This window comes from Haladaptatus sp. QDMS2 (assembly GCF_029338295.1).
Lineage (GTDB): Archaea > Halobacteriota > Halobacteria > Halobacteriales > Halococcaceae > QDMS2.
Window position 1 is genome coordinate 2481064 of record NZ_CP119791.1, and the last position, 20486, is coordinate 2501549.

The window sequence follows — 20486 nt, forward strand, 5'->3', positions numbered from 1 at the left end:
ACCCCCATAGACGGGCCTGAGCGTGAAAAAGTACCCGCCGTGTCAGAATTCGTCGCGAGCCAGTTTTTTGCTGGCGGCGAACGCACTCTCCAGCATGAACCTCGACCCAGCCAGAGTCGCCGTCGTCGTCGTCGACATGCAAAACGGGTTCTGTCACCCCGACGGCAGCCTCTACGCGCCCGGCAGCGAGGCCGTCGTAGACGACGTGGCCTCACTCGTCGCCGACGCGAGAGCAGCAGGCGCGACCATCGTCTACACCCGAGACGTCCACCCGCCCGAGCAGTTCGACGACGCCCACTACTACGACGAGTTCGCGCGGTGGGGCGAACACGTCGTAGAGGGAACCTGGGAGACCGAACTCGTCGCCGACCTCGACGTGCGCGACGAAGACCACATCGTCGTGAAACACACCTACGATGCCTTCTACCAGACCGATTTAGAGGGGTTTCTCGACGCGCACGGCATCGACGACCTCCTGATTTGCGGGACGCTCGCGAACGTCTGCGTGCTGCACACGGCGTCGAGTGCGGGCCTTCGGGACTTCCGCCCGATGATCGTCCGCGAGGCCGTCGGCGCTATCGAAGACGCCCACAAACAGTACGCCCTCGACCACGCGGACTGGCTGTTCGGCGAGGTGATTTCACGGGCGGACGTGGCGTTCAGGACTGAAACAGTCTGAAGGCGGCCTGTCCGGTGGCGACTTCTTTACGCTCGCCGTCTGGCGTCTCGCTCTCGACAGTCACCTCGACCCAGCCAATCGACGACCCAGTGCGGATGACCTCTGCGTGGGCGGTAATGTCGCTCGACGCCCGACGCAGGTAGTTCACGTTGAGGTTGACCGTCGCCAGCGTGTCCTCGATGGGGTTTTCGAGCGTGGTTCTGAGCGCGAGGCCGCCGGCGGTGTCGATGAGCGTGGCGGCGACGCCGCCGTGAATCGTCGGCGGGTCGGACGGGTTGGTGAGTTTGTCGTCGAACGGGATAGTAAGGTCCACCTCGCCGTAGCGCACGTCCTCGACCTGCGTTCCGAGCCATGACAGGAAGCCGTGGCGCTCGTCGATGAAGTGCTGGATGGTGCTCGCGGTGCCGTCGGGAACCTGTGGCTCGCTCATATGCGGGTCGTTACAGGGAACTGCCTTTTAGCCTCCGCTACGAAGATTGACGGATTTCTGTGACGAACAATATTATATATTTATATGTTCAGCTACTCAATATATGGCCAGTCGCCACTGAGGGGTCGGGGGCGAAGGGGTTATGCAGTGATACTACACTGGGGTCTGGAGGTCGGCTGGATGGTCGCGGTTCCAATCGTAGCCGCCGCTGTCCCCGTGTTCGGGTCGGCGCTCCGGTCGGTCACTGACATCGTGCCCTGGCGAAACCACGACGACAGCGAGAACATCCACGCAGCTTGTCCCATCCTCGTCGCCCACGTGGTCAAGCGCGTTCCGCCGGACACCATCGTCAGCAACTCCTGGGCAGACCCGATAAAGGATTGCCGGGCGCTTCAGTACATTCTGCGAGAGGCGTTTCTCTCACAGAAGGTGCCGAAGCTCGTCCTCACGAAATCGGAGACCGTCCACGAGGTCAAACACGTTCTCTCGCTGTTGCCGTACACGGAGGGTGAAGAGGAGAACGAACGCGACGGCTACTACGTGAACACCAGTCAGGGTGTGGTCGTGCTCACCCTGGAAGACCCGCTCAAGAACGGGAAATAGCGAGTTCGACACGGTCACCGACCGCGAAGTCGTGGCCGCGGACTACCAGTTTTGCGCCGAATTCGTCCTGCGAACAGAACAGCGAGAGCCCAGTGAGCGCCACGCCGTTCGCCCGGAGGGAGACAGCGTCCCACGACACGTCGCGCCCGGTGGCGACGCCCACGCGCTCGCCCGCCACCGAGACCACTTGCTCGCTCCCGTCCTCGTTTCCGAGCGCGCCGCCGCCGTTGTAATGGGGTAGACCGCCGTCGAGCACGACGCCGGGTGCCCCCTCGATGCCGGCGAAGTACTCGCCGGGGGCGGGGTGGGCCGGTGCGTCGAGTCTGATCCAGGTTTCACCGGTTTCGACCACCGTTCCGGTCCCGTCCCACGGGAGGGGGCGAACGTCGAAATCGAGGTCGATTGGCACCGACCCCGACGCCCGGTACGGGTTCGCGTCGGAGTCGCGAAAGCCGAGGTGGATGTGATTTGCGACCCACGGGGCGAAAAAGCCCGCTCTGACCATCTCGCCGAGCGGGTCGCCGACTTCGACGTGGTCGCCAGCCTCGACTGCGGGTTCGACGTGTAACATTCGGGCCACGTAGTCGCCCGCGTCGACGAGAATGAGGTAGTCGTGTTCCGGCGAATAGGGCTTCGGCGGCGCCCTGACGGCTCGCGTGTCGAGCACCTCGCCGGCGACGGGGGAGGGTGCGACGTTCGTCTCTGGATAGAGGTCGATGGCGCAGCCGTGGTCGTGGGCCGCGTACGGCGAGTTGTAGAGCGAAAAGCGCGGATAGCGCGCGAGCAGAGCCGAGTCGAGCGTGACCATCGACCGCGTGTAGCAAGGGAGAGTGTTTAGTCCCGTCGGGAAGTGGTGACACCCATGCGCGTCATTCGCGGCCGGGGCGACTCCGTCGAGGCTGACCGGGCGGTGACCCGCCGAATGCTCGATTGGGTCGCTGAAAGCGAGACGCCGGCGGTCAGAGTGTGGACGCCGCACCGACAGGTCGCCTTTGGCCGCCGGGATGCGACCGCGCCGGGCTACGAGCAGGCCAGACGAGCCGCAGAAACTCACGGCTTCCCGCCAATCGAGCGCAGCGTCGGTGGCCGCGCCGTGGCCTACACCGGGACGACCGTCGCGTTCGCCCGGGCCGTCCCCGTTGCGGACACGCGAACCGGCCTGAACGACCGATACGACGCCCTCACGGCAGACGTACAGGCTGGTCTTTCGCAACTCGGCGTCCACGCCACCGCGGGCGAACCGCCGGACTCCTTCTGTCCCGGGGCGCACTCGCTGCAAGCGTCGGGAAAACTCGTCGGCATCGCCCAGCGCATCCAGCGCGGGGCGGCCCTCGTCGCGGGTATCTGCGTCGTCACCGACCACGAGGAAATCGCGGCGGTGCTCACCGAGGTGTACGACGCCCTCGACGTACCGTTCGACCCGGATTCGGTGGGCAGCGTCGAGCGAGCGGGCGGTCCGGCAGACCCACAGGCGACCATCGACGCGCTGGAAGCCGCACTCGCGGGGTCGGGTGACCACGACGTCGTCCCGGTCCGGGACGTTTAGGGTACTCCCCAGCGCAGGTGCATCCATGCTCATCACTGACGCGACGCTCGCGGACGGTCGCCGCCGCGACGTGCGAATCGAGGACGGGACGATTTCGGAAATCGGGCGCACGCTTTCTGGAGACGCGGACGTAGACGCGAGCGGGAAGCTCCTCCTGCCGGGAATGATAGACGCCCACGTTCACTTCCGGCAGCCGGGATACGACCACAAAGAGACGTGGGAATCGGGCAGTCGCTCTGCGGCCGCAGGCGGCGTGACCACCGTCGTCGACCAGCCCAACACCTCGCCGCCGACGGTGACGGGCGAGGCGTTCGACGAGAAGGCCAAATTTGCCGAACAATCCTACGTCGACTGGGGCATCAACGGCGGCGTGACCGAAAACTGGGAGCGAAAAAGCCTGCTCTCGCGCCCGCTGTTCGCTCTCGGTGAGGTGTTTCTCGCCGACTCGACGGGGAACATGGGTATCGCCCCGGTGTTGTTCGAGGACGCCGTGAAAGCCGCGACGAAGAAGGGCATCGCCGTCACCGTCCACGCCGAGGACGCGACGCTGTTCGACGAATTGGCGAAAGAACGCGACGATGCCGACGCCTGGAGCGCATTTCGGACGGCAGAAGCAGAGGCCGAAGCCGTCGAGTTGGCGTGTAAGGTCGGCGAGAACGTGGGCGCACAGCTCCACATCGCCCACACGAGCACGCCGGAGGGGATAGACCTCGCCGCAGAGTACGGCATGACCTGCGAAGTCTCACCCCACCACTTGCTGCTCTCGCGTTCCGATTACGAGGACCTCGGCACGTTCGGACGGATGAACCCGCCGCTGCGCATCGAACAACGTCGCGCCGCCGTCTACGAGCGCGTCGTGAACGGAACGGTGGACATGATTGCGACCGACCACGCCCCGCACACGCGCGAAGAGAAAGACGCGAGCATCTGGGACGCGCCAAGCGGCGTGCCGGGCGTCGAAACCGCCCTCCCGCTCCTGCTCGAAGAGGCGCGCAAAGGGAATCTGACCTACGAGCGCGTCCGGCAACTCACGGCGTCGAACCCGGCGGCCGTGTTCGACCTGCCGAAGAAGGGGCGCGTGGCCGTCGGTATGGACGCAGACCTCGTGCTCGTCGATCCGGACAACAGCCGCGAAATTCGCGGCGAAGACCTGCACTCGAAGTGCAACTGGACGCCGTTCGAGGGCATGAAGGGCGTGTTCCCCGAGTGGACAATGGTTCGCGGCGAGTTGGTGTTCGAGAACGGCGCGTTCGCCGACCCGGTTGGGCAGAACGTGCGCTGAGCGAGAGTTTTGCTCTCGGGGCGCGTAGCAACGTGAATGGCCGAAATTCCCCCGGAGTTCCACGACCTGTTCGAGGGGCGGGCCTTCGCCCAGTTCGCCTCCGTCCTCCCCGACGGCACCCCCCACGTCGTCCCCATGTGGGTCGAGTACGAAGACGGCTTTCTCTACGTGAACACGGTGACGGGCAACCGCAAACATCGGAACGTCGAACGCGACCCCCACGTCTCGATTGCGATTAGCGACCCCGAGAACCCGTATCGCTACCTCCACATCCGCGGCGAAGTCGTCGAAATGCGCGAAGACGTCGACCGTGAGCATCTGAACAAACTCGCAGAGCGGTACACGGGCGTCAGAAAGTATCCGCGAGATGCGTCGAACGAACCCGGACGCACGATTTTGAAGATTCGCCCCGATGCGGTTATGGGGCGTGCGCCGCCGACGCGCCAGCGTCGTTAGACGAACGACGCGACGACCGCGCCGAGCATTACACCCGCGCCGAACCCGGCGATGCGGGCCATCGCCCGGCGAGAATCTGCTTCTGTCCACTCTGACGACTCTGAGAGGTACGACTGCATCGTCTCGATGGAGCGACCCATGAACACGGAGCCGGTCCAGCCAAGCGTGGCGAAGCCGAGCGCGAGCGCCCCGAGGGCGAACACCTGATTGACGGCGAACGTGGCGTCACCCAGCCAGAGGCCGTAGGCGAGCGTGCCGACGACGCCGACGGCGAGGCCGACGAGGCCAGCCCCACCCAGCAGTCGGATGCGCGGGCGAAGCCACGCGAGCAGGTCCATCAGTCGATGGCGTCGCGCATCCGTGGGTCCAGTGCATCGCGCATCCCGTCACCAAGGAGGTTGAATCCGAGGACGGTGATGGCGAGGAACAGGCCGGGGAAGAACGACCACCACCAGATGCCAGAGAGCAGGCCCTTGTTGACCCCGTTCGAGAGCATCAGCCCCCACGACGGCGTCCCGGGCGCGGCACCGAAGCCGAGGAACGAGAGCGCCGCAAGGTCGATGATGGCGAGGCCGAAGTTGAGCGTACTCTGGACCGTGATGGGCGCGAGCGTGTTCGGCAGGATGTGGCGGAACAACACCCGCGGGTCGCGTGCGCCGAGCGCGACGGTGGCGTCCACGTACTCGTCTTCGAGCACTTTGAGCGCCGCCCCGCGGACGACGCGTGCGAAACGCGGCGTGTAGACGAGGGTGAGCGCGATGACCACCTTCCAGAGTCCCGCGCCGAAGATGGCGACGAGCGCCAGTGCGAGCAGGAGCGATGGGAACGCGAGCAGCACGTCCATCGTCCGCATGATGACGTTGTCCGTGAGGTCGGAGTAGTAGGCGGCCATGATGCCGAGCGTGATGCCCGCCACCGTCGAGAGGCCGACCGTGATGGTCCCGAACTTCATCGCCAGCCACGCGCCGTACATGACGCGCGGGAAGATGTCGCGGGCCTGCCCGTCCGTCCCGAACCAGAATTCGGCCGACGGTGCGGCGCGGTCGGGGTTCGTCCCGAGTTGCGACGTGGTAATCGCACCGACGTCGATGAACAACCGTGCGTAGATGGCGATGACCAGCATCGAGAAGATGATGAGCAGGCCAGCGACGGCGAGCCGGTTCGACAGGAGTTCAGAGAGGAACGGCGAGGCTTGCAGGCGGTCGAGAAGGCCGCGGTCGTTCCGTTGCTTGGTTTTGGTTTCCGTACTCATTGTTCGATCCTCGGGTCAAGGTAGCTGTAGGTGATGTCGACGCCCAGGTTCACGAGCGTGAACAGGAACGCGAAGGTGAGGACTGTCCCCTGCACGACCGGATAGTCGCCCACCTCGATGGCCTCGACGAGCAGCGTGCCGATGCCGTTGAGCGAGAACACCGTCTCGGTCAGCACCGCGCCGCCGAGCAGCGTCCCGAACTGAATCCCGATGACCGTGATGACCGGGATTAGCGCGTTCTTGAAGCCGTGTTTCATCAGCGTGATTTTCACGCCCTGACCCTTCGCGCGGGCGGTGCGGATGTAGTCCTGGCGGACGACTTCGAGCATCGACGAGCGCATCATCCGCGAGAGCAGCGCCATCGAGTAGATACCGATGACGCAGGCCGGCAGGATGAGGTGGTGGACCGCCGAGAAGAACGCGTCGTACTGCCCGTACAGGAGCGTGTCTATCGTCAGTAGGCCCGTGATGGGTTCCGGCGTCGAGAACAGCGGCGAGATGCGCCGGCCCGTCGGGAAGACGTCGTACTGCTGGGCAAGCAGTAGGATGAGCAGCGGCCCGCTCCAGAAGATGGGGACGCTGATGCCGGTGAGCGCGCCGATTCGCGTGAAGTGGTCGGTCAGGGAGTCCTGTTTGACCGCCGAAATCACGCCGAGTGGAATCCCGAGCAGGATACCGATTATCTGCCCGTACAGCGCGAGTTCGAGCGTGACGGGGATGCGAGTCTGGAGCAACTGCTGGACGCTCGAGTCCTTGTCGATGACGAACGAGTTTCCGAACTCGAACTGCGCCGCGTCGACGAGGAAGCGCCCGTACTGGACGTAGATTGGGTCGTTCAAACCGAGTTGATTCTCTATCTGTCTGACTGCCTCCTCTGTGGCCCGTTGCCCAGCGATGACGCGCGCCGGGTTGCCCGGCGCGAGGTGGAGGATTGCAAAGACGAGCGTCGCGACTCCGAACAACACCGGAATCAGCAACAGGAGTCGCTTTGCAACGAACCGCTTTGAGACCATAGTTCACTAAAAACGAAGTTCAATCAAAAATTGCCCGATTCTATTGTGAGAGGGTAACGTCCTTCAGGTACGGCCCGCCGATTGCAGTCGGGGTGTACCCGGAGACGCCGTTGGCGACGCCGCGAAGCTCCTGTGCGTGGTCGATGAAGACCCACGGAGCCTCGTCGTGTGCGAGTTGGGCAGCCTGGTTGTACTTCTCCGTGCGAGTTGCCTCGTCGTAGGTGGCCTGGCCCTCTTCGACGAGCGTCATGTACTCCTGATTCGCCCAGCCAGCGACGTTGAGGGTGTTGAAGCCCTCGGTGTCGAAGGTGACGTAGTCCTGCCCGTCTGGCGATTCGACGCCGGGGTGGAGCAGTGCGTAGAAGAAGTTGTCCGGGTCGCCGTTGTCGGTGTACCAGCCGAGGAAACACGCGTCGTGTTTGCCCTCTGCGGTGTAGTCGAGGAACGGGTCGAACGACTGCTGGTTGATTTCGACGGTGATGCCGATGGCACCGAGGTCAGAGCGGACCTTCTCCGCGGTCGAAATCGGCGACGGGTTGTACCCGCGTGGGTTCTTGAACGTCGCGAGTTCGAAGGTGAAGCCGTCACCGTAGCCGGCCTCGTCGAGGAGTGACTGGGCCTTCTCCTGGTCGTATTTGTACTCCGAGATTTCGTCGTTGAAGCCGAGGACGTTCGACGGAATCGGCTGGTTTGCCTGCTCTGCGAAGCCTTCGTAGATGTTGTCCACGATGGCTTTCGTGTCGATGGCGTAGCTGATAGCCTGGCGAACCTTCTTGTTGCGGAACTCCTCGCGCTTTGCGAAGTTGAACGCCATGTAGCCGATGTTGATACCCTCGAACTGTTCGAGGGAGGCGTTCGAGGAACTGTCCACGATTTTCGCTGCCTCGCTACCGAGGCCGTCCACGATGTGCGTCTCGCCCGCGTCAAGCGACTGGGCACGCGCCGTGTTCTGCTTCGTCGTGAGGAACACTGCTTCGTCCACCTTCGGACCGTCGCCCCAGTAGTCGTCGAAGGCTTCGAGACGGACGGTTTCCGTGCTGTCTTCGAGGGCCTTCAGCTGGAATGGACCGGTGCCGACTGGGTCAGAAGAGAGGTCCGTGCCCTTCTCCTGGATGGCTTTCTCCGAGTGAACGGAGGAGGCGAACATCGCGAGGTTACGCAGGAACGGTGCGTACTTCTCTTTGAGTTCGATGGTGAGTTTGTAGTCCTCCTCTGCGTTGACACTCTTGATCCAGTTGCCGAGCGTGAACGGCCCGTACGCGGAGGCGTAGTCGGAGCCGGGGAAGTGTTCGTACTCGGTGTCCACGAAGCGGCGGTAGGTCGCCTTGAAGTCGGACGCGGTGAACTCCTCGCCGTTGTGGAATGTGACGCCCTCGCGGAGGGTGAGCGTGGCCGTCGTGCCCGAGAGGTCCCACTCCGTCGCGAGACCCTTCATGAGGGAGGTCTTGCCCGGCTCGAACATCACGAGCTGGTCGTACATCTGGTTGGTGACCTTCACGTCCTCGCCCGAGGTCGTGTTCTGTGGGTCGAGGGTACCCGAGTGAGAGCCACGGGAGTAGAGCAGCGTGCCGCCCGAGCCGCCGTTGCCGCCGCCGTTCCCGTTGCCGTCACCGTTGCCACCGCCGTCGCCCTCATCGTTGCCCGCGATACAGCCGGCCATGGATGCAGCGACTGCTGCACCGCCTGCTGCCTTGAGGAAGCTACGACGCTTCAGGTTGTCTTCAGAAGACATGCGTCAAAGTCCAACATACATCATTGATAATAGTATCGGATATATCTCGTGAACATAAGAACAGGCCCGAGAGGACCTCAAGAGCTAGTTTTCGGAGGGTTGGTCGTAGAGGTGGCAGGCAGCGGGATGAGACTCATCCTGCAACAGTGGGCGGGACTGTTCACAGATGCTCGCAAATGTACTCCGGAGCGTGGCCGCGGCCTGCTCCCAGTCGCCGTCTGCGAGGTGGCGCATCGACTCTTCGACCACGTCGCGAGGTTCGCCCGTGAGTTCCCGGTCGAACTCGCGGTCGTAGAGCGCGTCGATGAACGCGGTGAGTGGGGCCGGGTAGCCACCGTCGGTGGCGACGGCCGAAGACGCCTGTGAATCGGCCGTCGCCCAGACGGGGTCTAACACGAGGTCTTCGTTCTCGACGCGCTCGCGGAAGTCCATCACTTCGCGGTAGGCAGCCTGTTCGATGTCGAGGCCCTCCGGTGGGATGACCTGTGGACACCGCGTGCGGAAGTGGCAGCCAGAAGGTGGATTGATGGGGCTCGGCACGTCGCCTTCGAGCAGGATGCGGTCGGTCTCCGCGTGGGGGTCGGGTTCTGGAATCGCAGAGAGCAACGCCTGCGTGTAGGGATGGCGCGGGTCTGCGAACAGGTCGTCGGTTTCCGCGATTTCGACGACTTCCCCGAGGTACATCACGGCCACGCGGTCACACAGGTGGCGCACCACGGAGAGGTCGTGGGCGATGAACAGGTAGGTCAGGCCAAATTCGTGCTGGAGGTCTTCGAGCAGGTTCAGAATCTGGGCCTGCACACTTACGTCGAGCGCCGAGACTGGCTCGTCACAGACGATGAAGTCAGGGTCCACGGCGAGCGCACGGGCGATGCCGACGCGCTGGCGCTGGCCGCCGGAAATCTCGTGGGGGTACCGGTCGTACTGGGCGGGGTCGAGGCCGACGGCCTCCATCAGTTCCTCGACGCGCTCGCGGCGACGACCCTCCGCGAGGTCGTGAATCTTGAGCGGTTCTTTGATGATTTGCCCGACGTTCATGCGCGGGTCGAGACTGGACATCGGGTCCTGGAAAATCATCTGCATGTCCCGGCGCAGCTCGCGCATCTCGGTCTTCGAGAGGTGGTTGATGTCCTCTCCCTGGAACACCACGGTCCCTTCGGTTGGGTCGAGCAGTCGCAGGACGGTCCGCCCGGTCGTGGATTTGCCACAGCCAGATTCGCCGACGAGGCCGAGCGTTTCGCCCTCGTAAATATCTAAGTCCACACCGTCTACGGCTTTCACGCTCTCCGGGTTCTTCGCGAGCAGTTCGTCTAACATCCCGTCTGCCTTCGAGAAGTGCTTTTTCAGGTCGCGCACGGAGAGAATTTGCTCTGCGTCGTAGTCCACCGTGGACTCGTGGGCGGAGACACCCTCGCGGTCTGCGCCGTACTCGTCCTTGTCGAACGATTCGAAGATGCACTTCGCCCGGTGGTCTACGTCTTCGGGACCGTGCTGGAGGAACGGAATCTCACCTGCGGTACACTCCTCGGTCGCCCACGGACACCGGTCTGCAAAGTGGCACCCGTCGGGCATATCGATGAGACCCGGGACGTTCCCCTCGATTGGCGTGAGGCGGTCTGCGTCCTCGCGCGGGATGGATTCGAGCAGCGCGTAGGTGTAGGGGTGACTCGGGTTGTCGAAGATTTCCTCGACTGGCCCCTCTTCGACGATTTCGCCGGCGTACATCACGGCCACGCGGTCGCAGGTCTCTGCGACCACGCCGAGGTCGTGGGTAATGAACAGGACGGACATCCCGAGGTCGTCCTGGAGTTCGTTGATGAGTTCGAGAATCTGGGCCTGAATCGTCACGTCGAGGGCCGTCGTCGGCTCGTCTGCGATGAGCAACTGGGGCTGGCAAGCGAGCGCGATGGCGATGAGCACGCGCTGGCGCATCCCGCCGGAGAACTCGTGTGGGTAGCTCTCGATGCGGGCTTCGGGTTCCGGAATGCCTACCGCAGAAAGAATGTCGATGGTGTCCTCGAGAATCTCCTCGCTCATGTCGGAGCCGAGTTTCGGCAGGATTTCTCGGACGGCGTTCAGCCACGAGTCCTTCCGGCGGCCCCCGTACTGGTGGAGACGCAGGCTCTCTGCGACCTGCTCGCCAACGGTGAGCGCCGGGTTGAGCGACGTCATCGGGTCCTGGAAAATCATGCTCATCGCGCCGCCGCGAATCTCGCGCATGGCCGATTCAGGCGCGTTCGTGATGTCGATGACGCCCTCGTCCTGGTCGACGAACTGGTCCGAATTCTTGTACTTGCGTGCGAGTTCGTCGGCGACCTCGGGAGCGTGAAACGTCACCGACCCGCCGGCGATGTGTCCCGGGTCGTCGACCAGGTTCATCGTCGAGAGTGCGGTCACGCTCTTGCCCGAGCCCGATTCGCCGACGAGGCCCACGGTTTCGCCTTCGCGAATCGTGAGGTCGATCCCGTCCACTGCCTTCACGGCACCCCGCTCCGTGTTGAACTGCGTGCGGAGGCCCGATATGGAGAGCAGGTCGGTCATTGAGGCAAATTTTGAAATCTCACTATAAACCAGTACCGAATGTCCCTAACACCCACGCGAACCGACCCCACAGCCGAACCCTTTTGAACCACGGCGGGTCACGTACGGGTATGTCTGAGGAAGCCCACAACCCGCTTGGCCGGGTCTCCGGCCAGTGGGACGCCGTGCTCGCCGACATGGAGGCGACCGCCGAGGAGTACCGCGACGACAACTGGGAGGTCGTCGAGTTACACCCCGGCGACAGCGTCGCCATCGCGGACGAGGTGCGCTACGGTATCGACCTCATCGTCTCCTCCTCCGAATTCGAGGAACTCGCCGGCTGGATGGACAACGAACACGCCGAGTTCGACTCCTACGAGGTGTTTCGCGCCGGGAACGAGGACATCATCTACCTCTTGCTAGTTATCCGCGACGAACGCGCAAAACGCGCCATCTGCCTCCCGGCGTACTACGACGTGCGAGCCGGTGGCGACATGATTTCGCGTGCCCGCGAAGAAGGTGTCGTCTACACCCACGTCCGACGACTCTCGACCGACCGCATCATCACGTTCACCCACGAGCAGGCGGCGATGTTGTTGCCACAGCGAGACTAGGCGGATTTCGGGGTATAGTGAGAAAGAGTGGAGAGGCTCAGACAGTCGGTTTGATGTTCTGGTTCAACCGGAACAGATTGTCCGGGTCCCACTTATTTTTGAGCGCAACGAGGCGGTCGTAGTTCTCCAGATACGCCATCGATTGCTCACCGTCGGATTCGGTTGTGAAGTTCACGTAGGTTCCACCGGTCGCGTGGGGGGCTAACGCCTCGAAGTACTCCCGAGTCCACCCAATACACGCATCATCTTGGTTGGGGCTTTGCCAGCGTGTCGTGATGTTCACCAAGAAATCTGCGTCTCGGTGGGGATAGGCCGTCGCATCCGAAGGAACGCGATTTACCGCACCGCCGAGGTGGGTGACAGAGACGCGCGTTTCAGGCGTTGGCGGTGAAATGGCGTGGTCAGTGATGCAATCAAGCGCTTCGGCAGACGGGGATTTGAAATTGTGCGACTTCCAGAAATAGCGCTCGCCGGCCGGATACGACGCGTCGAACGCCTGTTGCCACTCGACGAACCGCCACGGTTCGACCGTGTCGGCGAGGAGCGTGCCCAGTTTCTTGAACGGCGCAATCGCCTCCCAGCCGTCTTCGACGGCACCCGAGAATATCGGAATAACCGAGAGAATCCGTTTGCCGTGGTACACTTCCGGGATGAACGGTTCGGGAGCAGCGGTGGAGAAATTGAGCCACACGGACAACTCGTCGGGAGCGTTTGCAGCGTGCTCCCACCACGACCGGACGACCGAGTGTGCCTCTGCAGCAGGATAAATAAGCAACCCCGCGAGAACCCCCTCCAGTTCGTGGAGGGCGAACTCGAAGTTTGTCACGATGCCGAAGTTGCCACTGCCGCCCCGAACGCCCCAGAACAGGTCGGGGTTGCGCTCAGCACTGGCGTGGACGAGTTCGCCCTGCGCTGTGACGAGGTCTATCGACCGGAGGTTGTCTATCGTCAATCCGTGTTTTCGACAGAGATAGCCGAACCCACCACCGAGGGCCAGTCCTGCGACGCCCGTGATTGAAACGACGCCCGCGGGTGCGACAAGGCCGAGCGGCGCGGTTTCGTGGTCAACGTCGCCCAATCGCGCGCCGGGGCCGACGTGAACCGTTCGGGCCTCGGTATCGACACGGACGGAAGTCATGTTACAGAGGTCAATTTGGAGGCCACCGTCACAGACGGCATTCCCCGCAACGTTGTGGCCACCGCCTTTCACGGCAATCACGAGGTCGTGTTCTCGGGCGAAATCGACCGCAGCCATCACGTCGGCAGCCCCAGTCGGACGCACGACGACAGCAGGGCGGCGGTCGATCATCGCGTTGTATACCGTCCGAGCCTCGTCGTATCCGTCGTCGCCCGGTTGAATCACCTGCCCGCGTATGTTCGCCTTGAGCCCACGTACTGCACTATCAGCTCCCGAGTTCGTGGTAAGTGCCATCACAGCTCACAGTTACCAGACGCTTCCCGATTGCATAAACTCACACGCCAGACGCCTGCTCGGTGATGTTCCAGAAAAGCAGTGACCACTGAGAAATGAAAGCGACTGCCGTCACCGACTGCAACGAAACGGGGCGGGCAATCTCAGGGTTCGTGAATGCACCCGCACTCGGGGCACTCGACTTCTTCGTACCGTAATTCCTGACTCGCCTGGCGCACCTCGCGCATCACGGTCGAAATCCGCTCTTCTGCGGCCAGTTCCTCGTCCACCGCGAGGTCCACGCCTTCGACTTCGAGGAGGAATTTCGCCACCTCCGTCGCCTCGTACATCACGTCGTCGAGTTCCTCCGCGGTGAAGAAGTCGCACATCGCGCCGTAGAGGAAGGTCGCCCCGGCTTTGCGAACCTTGCCTTCGAACGACGACCGGGCCTGATTGACGGCCTGTGGCGAGTAGGTGTCCGTCATGAACGGGACGAGTTCCGGCAGGTTCTTGCCGATTTTCGTCATCTCGACGCCCGTCTCGGTGCGGAAATCAGAGCAGAGACGCGCGATGGCCCACTCGCGGGCGGTGATGTGCGTTCGGTCGCGCAGGAACTGGTTGACGCGCTCGTAGGCCGCCCCGTCCATCTTCGAGAAGCGGGCGTACTCGCGGACGTCCGCGGGGATGTCGCGTTCCGGCTGGTCCTGGGCGGCTGCGTCCGCCGCGTCATCTCCGGAGTGTGCGGTCTCCGCTGGCGCTGCTGATTGCTCCTCCGTGCCCGATTCCTCGCGTGCTGGCTCCTCGGAAGCCGGCGGGTCGCCTGCCATACCTCACCCAGTTTCGCCGGCCCCAAAACCGTATCGACGGAGGGACAACGACTTTGCCGCCGGGTCGCCTTGCTGGGCGTATGAAGGTCCTGCTGGGCATCGGTGGCAGCGACGACTCCCTCCACGCGCTGGAGGAGGTCGTCGAACGCACCAAAGTGACGGGCGACACCCTCACCGTCGCGATTCTCGACAACCCCGAGTCCGACCGCGCGACCGCCACGGTCGAACGACGGGTACGCGAGGTCCTGGACGACGGCGGCGTCGAAGCGAACATCCAGCACCTCTCGGGCCATCCCGGGAGCAAACTGGTAGAACTGGCAGACAGCGGCGAATTCGACCGCGTGGTTCTCGGCGGCGGCCAGCGCAGTCCGATGGGGAAGATAAACCTCGGGAGCATCTCCGAATTCGTCCTCCTCAACTCGAGAACGTCGGTGACGCTCATCCGATGAGTCACGAAATCTATCCCGAAGAGGTGGCGGGACCCTTCGAGAAACCGCCGCGCTCGGTCACGGACAAGGATGGCCGCGAGATAGCCGTCGAGACCTACGACGGCGAGGACGTGTCAGACCTCGTCGCGATGTACACCGAGTTCGACCCCGCAGACCGCGCTCAGGGCATCCCGCCCGTCCGCGAGGAGGGGATTCGCGAGTGGCTCGAAAATATCGTCCCGAAGGGCTACAACGTGGTCGCCCGCAACGAGGGCGACGTCATCGGCCACGCGACGCTCGTCCCCGACGGCGAGGAGGCCTACGAACTCGCCATCTTCGTCCTCCACGACTACCAGGGAGCAGGCATCGGCTCTGCGCTGTTGACCGCACTGCTCGGCGAGGGTGCAGCCCGCGGCGTCGAGAAGGTGTGGCTCACCGTCGAACGGTGGAACGCCGCGGCTATCGGGCTGTATCACAAGGTCGGCTTCGAGACGAGTGGGAGCGAGAGTTTCGAACTCGAGATGTCGATTCGGCTAAACTGAGAGGACGGGCTGGCTCGCGTAGAGCAACACGTATTCTGCGGATTTCGAGAGAACTTCGTCCGGACGACCGGTGAGCGGTTCGCGCGGAATGACGAGGAAGTCAGCGTCCACCTCGTCGGCCACGTCGAGGATGACGCTGCCGGGGTGCTGGGTCTTGCGCTTGAGCGAGAAGCCAGCGGCGGCGGAGTGGCCGATGGTGACTCCCTCGGGGACGATGGATTCGAGCGATTCGACGAACGTCTCCATCCGGTTTGCGACGGTCTCGGGTTCGAGTTCGCCGGTCGCCATCGCACGGACGGAGTCTTCGCTTACGATGCTCAGGATGTGGACCGATGCGCCGTAACGTTCGGCGATCGCGAGTGCGTACTCGGCAGCCTGCATGGACGCTTCGCTGCCGTCTACGGGGGCGAGCACCGTGTCGACTGAAACGGGCGCAGCCATGTCGCAACCTGCGTCGCCCCACCTAAAAAAGCCTCCGAGGGTGGACAGGCAGAGTTTATACACTATCGACCAGAAGATGGACGCATGATAGACTCCGTGGTCATCGCGACCGACGGCTCTGCGAGCGTAGAGCGAGCCGTCACCGTGGCACTCGACCTCGCAGACCGCTTCGATGCCACGGTCCACGCGCTCTACGTCGTCGACGACAGCGAGATAGACACCGCCCCCGACACCATCCGCGACGAGTTCCGCGACGCGCTCGAAGCCTCCGCCGACGAGGCGCTTTCCGCCGTCAAAGACGCCGCGAGCGGCGAGGTCATCACCGCAATCGAAACGGGTCGCCCGGCGAGCGTCATCTGCGAGTACGCCCGCGACAACGACGTCGACGTGGTCGCAACGGGCACGCGAGGCCGCCACGGCGAACACCGCTTCCTGCTCGGCAGCGTTGCGGAGACGGTCGTCCGTCGGTGCTCGGTTCCCGTCCTCACGGTCCGCCAGCTCGAAGGCGAACCCGCCTGAGCCCGGCCCGCTCAACCGAGTCGTTCTTTTCGCGTCAGTTCGTCGAATGCCTATGGACGATTATCTCATCGACGACGAACGACTCTCGCTGCCCCGGAAATCCGTCCTTCCGGGGACCGGCTTTTTCACCCCCGATTCGTTCGAAGACGAACTCGAAGTACAGGAGATAGCGGAGGCCCTGGACGGCGCAACGACCGTCGTCATCGCCGACCCGGACGCAGACGGCCTCGCCTGCGTGGCGCTCATCCGCGCGGCCTACGGCGAGGCCGCGCTCGTCGGCGCGGGCCCCTACGACCTGGAGGACGCGATGGAGCACGTCGCCGAGTACGCCGAACCGGGCGCGACCGTTTTCGTCTGCGACCTCTGTCCGGACAAGTTCGAGTACGTAGACGAGGAACTGAATCTGCTCGTCGACCACGCGGACGTGACGTGGTTCGACCACCACCAGTGGAACGACGAGGTGGCTGAAGCCGTCCGCGAGACGGGCGTCGAACTCGTCATCGGCGACTCAGAGGAGGAGTGTACCGCGGACGTGGCGCTTCGCTCGCTCGACTTCGACTTTCCCGAGTACCTGGTCGAACTCGCCGCCGTCACCCGCGACCACGACCTCTGGCTGCGCGAAGACCCGCGCAGCGACGATCTCGCGGACCTCGCCTACTGGAGCGAACCTGAAGAGTACGCAGCAATCATCCAGGAACACGGCGCTGCCCTCCCCGAGGACGCCCTCGAATTCTTAGCGGAGATGCGCGTCGAGAAGGAGGCGCTCATCGAACAGGCCGTCTCGCGGGCCGAGTTCCACGAAATCGGCGACTGGACCGTCGGCGTGACCTACGGCCGCTGTTCACAGAACGAAGTCGCAGAAGCCCTGCGCGAACAGGGCTCAGACGCCGCGGTCATCGTGAAACCCGCCGGCAGCGCGTCGATTCGCGGCACGGAAAACTTCGAACGCTGCCACGAAGTCGCCGCGCAGGTAAACGGCGGCGGCCATCCGAAAGCCGCCGGATGCAAACCGGACATCTACAACGACATGTTAGATTACGCGCATCACTGGACGACGCAGGGCGCGGTGACCAAGCAGACGATTCTCTCCGCGTTTGAGCGCCTCGCTGCGGAGGAATTGCCGACCGACGAGGACTGAGGAGCGCATCGGCCGAGAATCGTGGCCGAATATTCAGATATTCTGTCGATACGGGGTTAAACTTTATATCACATTACGTGAATAATTATGTAGGGGCAATCGGTTATTGTTCTACGTGCCCCTACCCCACCCCACTTCAACGACTCCGTGAGCGGACGTCAGGCTTCGCGGTCGACGACGACCCACCGGTCAGAGTAGGCAGCCCCGCAGGTACAGTGGGCGTAGGCGTGGATGACGTCACCTTCCGCGTAGAGGCCGCCAACCTCTTCGTTTTGCTCCTCGGCGAACGCGAAGATGTTACGAATCTGGTGGTCGTCGTCCGACTCTTCGTCCCACTTCTGCGGACAGGTTCCAGAGAGCAGGTCGCCGCCGATGTCGCCGTCGTTGCCCATCGCTCGCTGCGCGAACGTCATCGGGTCTACGCCCGTCGCCTTCTCGTACATCGCGCGCCCCTGCTTGCCGGGGAGGACCATCACGACGCCCTCGTCACGGACTTCGCCATGTTCGGCGAGCGCCTCGGGATTCGAGAGGGCGTGTGCGGCGAAGAAAATCAACACGTCGTCGGTACGCTTTCCAGCCAGGAACTCCTCACGCGCGGTTTCGCTCATGGCCGTGCTATCGGTGCGGTGGATAAAAACCGTGTGGCTCAGGGTTCGAGCGACGTTGCCGCGAGGAGGACGCGAAGCGCCTGCTCCGGCGGCAAGTCAGGAGCCACCGCCTCGGTGACCGCCAGCAGGAGGTCCTCGAAGGCCGCCCCGAGGTCGTTGGTCGAAATCGCCGTCTCAGCGTGCACGCCCTCGACCCGCAGGGAAAGGGCGAACTCGTACGCTCGCGCTGGCGTCTCGGCTGCGGCCTGAACCTCGGGCGGCGTCGGCCCGTCCGCACCAGACGTGATGACGAATCGATTGTCCCCGAGCGGTTTCGCAAATGATTCGGGAAGTTCGAGGTCTGCGGGGTCGAGTGGGTCTGTGGTTTCGTCGTCGTGGCTGGTCATTGGAATCTCGCTACGAGTAAAGCTGCTGTATAAAAAGTGGAGTGAGGTCTAGATTAGACTAAGACGTAGTCCTTCGAGCCCAGTGTGTCTGGGACGTTCACACCGTACGTGGTGGTCGCGCCGGACTGGTCGATGACACGGAGGGTCGCCGTCTCTCCTTCAGCGAGAGTGGCTCCTTCGATAGCGTTCGCGGCAATCTGAATTTTGAGTCGTTCGCTCGATTGGTCAAGAACGGTGTCCGAAACGTTGGTATTCGACGAATCGAGTACGACGTAGTGGGTTCCATTTGCCGTAAGACCGTCATGGTAAACGAGCGTCGCGTCGCTCGTATCACTCACGTACTGAATTGTCGCTTGACTGAGGTCAATTGGATCGGATCCCGGTGATTTCTTCACGAGAAACGTGACGGTGTCGACACCAGGGCTCGTATCGTTCACAGCGCCAGTGGCGCTCACGACGTCGATTTGATTGGAAACTTGTGCCTGGGCGTCTGCGCCCATGTCTTCAGCGCGGCTCTGGAGCAGGCCCGCGGTGTTGATGAGCACACCGGCAGCGACAGCTGCGACGAGTACCATTGCGATGAAGATGATGAGTGTCCCGATACCGACCTGCCCGCGGTCGTTGTCATCGGAGTTGCTGAATAGTTCCATAGTTGAATTTCACCTTGTGCATCGCGACTCGTCCACAGTCCGTTGGGAGCCAGGGGGCTGGTCCAACGAAAGTCGCCGCCTCGCACTGACATCAGTGCCGGGGTGTCCGAACGGACGAATCGCCGAGTGACATTGTTTCGTGGGTCACTCCCACGAGATCCTCTTACTCATCGGTTTTCGCGGCGCGACCCACGGCAAGGAGCTCATGGGAGACATCTCGAAACTGTTCAACGCTCACCTGAGTCCGGGGACCGTGTACCCGGCGCTTCACGAACTCGAAGCGGCGGAGGTCCTGGAGATGCACAAACTCGTCCGAACCAAAGAGTACACCATCGCAGACGATGCGACGGCCCGCGCACAAATCGAACGCTCGATGGCTCAACACCTCGCGATTGGGTTGTTCCTCTACGGGTCACTCCAGCACGTCTAATTTTCGTCGAGGTTCCGGGCGATGTCTGCGAGACTCGAGTTCGGTGATTCGACCGCTTTGTAGACCGCACGCTGTCCCGGCACTCTGACCCCGTAGAGGAACCCCTTCTCGACGATATCAACCAGCACGGAACTGCCAAAGGACCGACCGGAGTTCCGAACCCACGCATCGAGGTGGTTCTCGCCCTCGCCGGGATTGCGAGCGAGCCGCGCGTTGTCGTAGGCACCGCGGATTTCCGGGTCGTCGCTCCCGAGGGGCGATTCGATTTTGGCGAAGTACTGCGTGCCTGAGAGAACGAGTCGGACGACCTCACCCACCGGGAACGCGTCGTGGTGCTCCTCCGGGATGGTAATCGTGGCGCGGTCGGTGCGCCCGCGGCGGGCGAGTTTGGCGCGGACCTCCGTCACCGCGGGGTTGTCACTCGAAACGTTGTCTGCCATGGGAGGGAAAACGAAAGCGGGCGTCAAATGCCCTGCGATTACTTACTCTGCGTCTTCGTCGCCGCCTTCGCCGAGGAGGTCCTCGATGGACTGGTCCCCGCGGGCGATGATTTTGGCGTTAATCTGGCGCGTTTCGTCGGAGATTTCGCGGCCGCGAACGGTGATGCGTCGGCGCTCACCCTGCCGTTCTGGCTTGTAGCCAGTGCCGCCGGTGAGGAGCACTGCTTTTACGTTCGGCCCGGCGACGTCGGGGCGCATTGCGCGGCCCGTGTTGTCGGAACCACCGGTGATTTCGAGCGTGTAGCCGTCGAGGCCAACGGCCGTCCCGTCCACTTCGTCGCCGATGTCCTTACCGAGGAATCGGTTCGCATCCTGTCCCTCAATCTCGCGCTGGAAGGTCTCGCCGGAGTCTGGGTCGGCGACGACGACCTGAAAGTCTGCCATGCGTGTCTAAAAATGGTCGCGCTTGAAAAGCACATCGAAACCTCGTTTCGACGCGCCTTGCCCCTCGTCGCCCCGCATCGGGGATACAATTCGTC

At 63.2% G+C, this 20486-nt stretch carries 26 protein-coding genes; 11 read left to right on the top strand and 15 right to left on the bottom strand.

Features of this window, described 5'->3' with window-relative positions:
• Window positions 1-94 precede the first annotated feature (94 nt).
• Window positions 95-679, top strand: a complete 585-nt coding sequence (locus P1M51_RS13495) for a cysteine hydrolase family protein (protein ID WP_276274603.1) — start codon at window positions 95-97, stop codon at window positions 677-679.
• Here P1M51_RS13495 and P1M51_RS13500 read toward each other — a convergent pair.
• A complete protein-coding gene (locus P1M51_RS13500) occupies window positions 660-1109 on the bottom strand; it encodes a PaaI family thioesterase (RefSeq protein ID WP_276245687.1) in 450 nt (149 codons plus the stop codon). The two genes, P1M51_RS13495 and P1M51_RS13500, sit on opposite strands and share 20 nt — an antisense overlap.
• A 180-nt stretch (window positions 1110-1289) precedes the next feature.
• On the opposite strand from P1M51_RS13500, the gene P1M51_RS13505 reads away from it, so the two are divergent.
• Window positions 1290-1712 carry a hypothetical protein gene (locus tag P1M51_RS13505; protein ID WP_276245688.1) on the top strand — a complete coding sequence of 141 codons (423 nt, stop codon included), beginning with the start codon at window positions 1290-1292 and terminating at the stop codon, window positions 1710-1712.
• Here P1M51_RS13505 and P1M51_RS13510 read toward each other — a convergent pair.
• Complete coding sequence (locus P1M51_RS13510; protein ID WP_276245689.1) at window positions 1696-2520, bottom strand: hypothetical protein; 825 nt, start codon at window positions 2518-2520, stop codon at window positions 1696-1698. The genes P1M51_RS13505 and P1M51_RS13510 overlap by 17 nt on opposite strands.
• 54 nt (window positions 2521-2574) lie before the next feature.
• Here P1M51_RS13510 and P1M51_RS13515 point away from each other — a divergent pair, with 54 nt between their 5' ends.
• Genes P1M51_RS13515 through P1M51_RS13525 form a run of 3 tightly spaced genes read left to right on the top strand, consistent with a single transcriptional unit; the run spans window position 2575 to window position 4996 of the window.
• Window positions 2575-3258, top strand: coding sequence for a lipoate--protein ligase family protein (locus P1M51_RS13515; protein ID WP_276245690.1), 684 nt, complete (start codon window positions 2575-2577; stop codon window positions 3256-3258).
• Between the two features lie 25 nt (window positions 3259-3283).
• The gene (locus P1M51_RS13520) at window positions 3284-4540 is read left to right on the top strand and encodes a dihydroorotase (RefSeq protein ID WP_276274604.1); all 1257 of its coding nucleotides are present in this window, start codon (window positions 3284-3286) and stop codon (window positions 4538-4540) included.
• Window positions 4541-4576: 36 nt separating this feature from the next.
• The gene (locus P1M51_RS13525; RefSeq protein WP_276245692.1) at window positions 4577-4996 is read left to right on the top strand and encodes a pyridoxamine 5'-phosphate oxidase family protein; all 420 of its coding nucleotides are present in this window, start codon (window positions 4577-4579) and stop codon (window positions 4994-4996) included.
• On the opposite strand, the gene P1M51_RS13530 is transcribed toward P1M51_RS13525, so the two are convergent.
• The 5 genes from P1M51_RS13530 to P1M51_RS13550 form a co-directional block, all read right to left on the bottom strand.
• On the bottom strand, window positions 4993-5334 hold the full coding sequence (locus P1M51_RS13530) for a hypothetical protein (RefSeq protein WP_276245693.1): 342 nt from the start codon (window positions 5332-5334) through the stop codon (window positions 4993-4995). The two genes, P1M51_RS13525 and P1M51_RS13530, sit on opposite strands and share 4 nt — an antisense overlap.
• Window positions 5334-6248, bottom strand: a complete 915-nt coding sequence (locus P1M51_RS13535; protein ID WP_276245694.1) for an ABC transporter permease — start codon at window positions 6246-6248, stop codon at window positions 5334-5336. The genes P1M51_RS13530 and P1M51_RS13535 overlap by 1 nt, the downstream gene beginning before the upstream one ends.
• The gene (locus tag P1M51_RS13540; RefSeq protein ID WP_276245695.1) at window positions 6245-7261 is read right to left on the bottom strand and encodes an ABC transporter permease; all 1017 of its coding nucleotides are present in this window, start codon (window positions 7259-7261) and stop codon (window positions 6245-6247) included. The genes P1M51_RS13535 and P1M51_RS13540 overlap by 4 nt, the downstream gene beginning before the upstream one ends.
• A gap of 40 nt (window positions 7262-7301) precedes the next feature.
• Window positions 7302-8993, bottom strand: coding sequence for an ABC transporter substrate-binding protein (locus P1M51_RS13545; RefSeq protein ID WP_276245696.1), 1692 nt, complete (start codon window positions 8991-8993; stop codon window positions 7302-7304).
• An 84-nt stretch (window positions 8994-9077) separates the two neighbouring features.
• Window positions 9078-11534 (bottom strand): ABC transporter ATP-binding protein, encoded by a 2457-nt coding sequence (locus P1M51_RS13550; RefSeq protein WP_276245697.1) that lies wholly within the window; start codon window positions 11532-11534, stop codon window positions 9078-9080.
• A 110-nt stretch (window positions 11535-11644) separates the two neighbouring features.
• Between P1M51_RS13550 and P1M51_RS13555 the strand changes: the two genes are divergently transcribed.
• Complete coding sequence (locus P1M51_RS13555) at window positions 11645-12127, top strand: hypothetical protein (RefSeq protein ID WP_276245698.1); 483 nt, start codon at window positions 11645-11647, stop codon at window positions 12125-12127.
• A gap of 37 nt (window positions 12128-12164) precedes the next feature.
• Here the strand turns inward: P1M51_RS13555 and P1M51_RS13560 are convergent, their stop codons facing one another.
• Both P1M51_RS13560 and P1M51_RS13565 read right to left on the bottom strand, forming a co-directional pair.
• Window positions 12165-13559 (bottom strand): FAD-binding oxidoreductase, encoded by a 1395-nt coding sequence (locus tag P1M51_RS13560; protein WP_276245699.1) that lies wholly within the window; start codon window positions 13557-13559, stop codon window positions 12165-12167.
• 143 nt (window positions 13560-13702) lie between these two features.
• Window positions 13703-14365, bottom strand: a complete 663-nt coding sequence (locus tag P1M51_RS13565) for a DUF5806 family protein (protein ID WP_276245700.1) — start codon at window positions 14363-14365, stop codon at window positions 13703-13705.
• 80 nt (window positions 14366-14445) lie between these two features.
• Between P1M51_RS13565 and P1M51_RS13570 the strand changes: the two genes are divergently transcribed.
• Window positions 14446-14814 (top strand): universal stress protein, encoded by a 369-nt coding sequence (locus tag P1M51_RS13570; RefSeq protein ID WP_276245701.1) that lies wholly within the window; start codon window positions 14446-14448, stop codon window positions 14812-14814.
• On the top strand, window positions 14811-15335 hold the full coding sequence (locus P1M51_RS13575; protein ID WP_276245702.1) for a GNAT family N-acetyltransferase: 525 nt from the start codon (window positions 14811-14813) through the stop codon (window positions 15333-15335). The genes P1M51_RS13570 and P1M51_RS13575 overlap by 4 nt, the downstream gene beginning before the upstream one ends.
• Here P1M51_RS13575 and P1M51_RS13580 read toward each other — a convergent pair.
• Entirely contained in the window at window positions 15327-15776 is a 450-nt protein-coding gene (locus tag P1M51_RS13580) for a universal stress protein (RefSeq protein ID WP_276245703.1), read from the bottom strand. The genes P1M51_RS13575 and P1M51_RS13580 overlap by 9 nt on opposite strands.
• A gap of 84 nt (window positions 15777-15860) precedes the next feature.
• On the opposite strand from P1M51_RS13580, the gene P1M51_RS13585 reads away from it, so the two are divergent.
• Together P1M51_RS13585 and P1M51_RS13590 are read left to right on the top strand one after the other, a co-directional pair.
• Window positions 15861-16295 (top strand): universal stress protein, encoded by a 435-nt coding sequence (locus tag P1M51_RS13585; RefSeq protein ID WP_276245704.1) that lies wholly within the window; start codon window positions 15861-15863, stop codon window positions 16293-16295.
• A gap of 52 nt (window positions 16296-16347) precedes the next feature.
• A complete protein-coding gene (locus P1M51_RS13590; RefSeq protein ID WP_276245705.1) occupies window positions 16348-17433 on the top strand; it encodes a DHH family phosphoesterase in 1086 nt (361 codons plus the stop codon).
• Window positions 17434-17591: 158 nt separating this feature from the next.
• On the opposite strand, the gene P1M51_RS13595 is transcribed toward P1M51_RS13590, so the two are convergent.
• Genes P1M51_RS13595 through P1M51_RS13605 form a run of 3 tightly spaced genes read right to left on the bottom strand, consistent with a single transcriptional unit; the run spans window position 17592 to window position 19077 of the window.
• Complete coding sequence (locus tag P1M51_RS13595; RefSeq protein ID WP_276245706.1) at window positions 17592-18041, bottom strand: DUF5807 family protein; 450 nt, start codon at window positions 18039-18041, stop codon at window positions 17592-17594.
• 38 nt (window positions 18042-18079) lie between these two features.
• Window positions 18080-18427, bottom strand: a complete 348-nt coding sequence (locus P1M51_RS13600; protein ID WP_276245707.1) for a hypothetical protein — start codon at window positions 18425-18427, stop codon at window positions 18080-18082.
• Window positions 18428-18480: 53 nt separating this feature from the next.
• A complete protein-coding gene (locus P1M51_RS13605; RefSeq protein ID WP_276245708.1) occupies window positions 18481-19077 on the bottom strand; it encodes an archaellin/type IV pilin N-terminal domain-containing protein in 597 nt (198 codons plus the stop codon).
• Window positions 19078-19216: 139 nt separating this feature from the next.
• Between P1M51_RS13605 and P1M51_RS13610 the strand changes: the two genes are divergently transcribed.
• A complete protein-coding gene (locus P1M51_RS13610; protein WP_276245709.1) occupies window positions 19217-19507 on the top strand; it encodes a helix-turn-helix transcriptional regulator in 291 nt (96 codons plus the stop codon).
• Here the strand turns inward: P1M51_RS13610 and P1M51_RS13615 are convergent.
• Together P1M51_RS13615 and P1M51_RS13620 are read right to left on the bottom strand one after the other, a co-directional pair.
• A complete protein-coding gene (locus P1M51_RS13615) occupies window positions 19504-19947 on the bottom strand; it encodes a hypothetical protein (protein WP_276245710.1) in 444 nt (147 codons plus the stop codon). The two genes, P1M51_RS13610 and P1M51_RS13615, sit on opposite strands and share 4 nt — an antisense overlap.
• Before the next feature lie 42 nt (window positions 19948-19989).
• A complete protein-coding gene (locus tag P1M51_RS13620; protein ID WP_276245711.1) occupies window positions 19990-20391 on the bottom strand; it encodes a 30S ribosomal protein S6e in 402 nt (133 codons plus the stop codon).
• Between the last annotated feature and the right edge of the window lie 95 nt (window positions 20392-20486).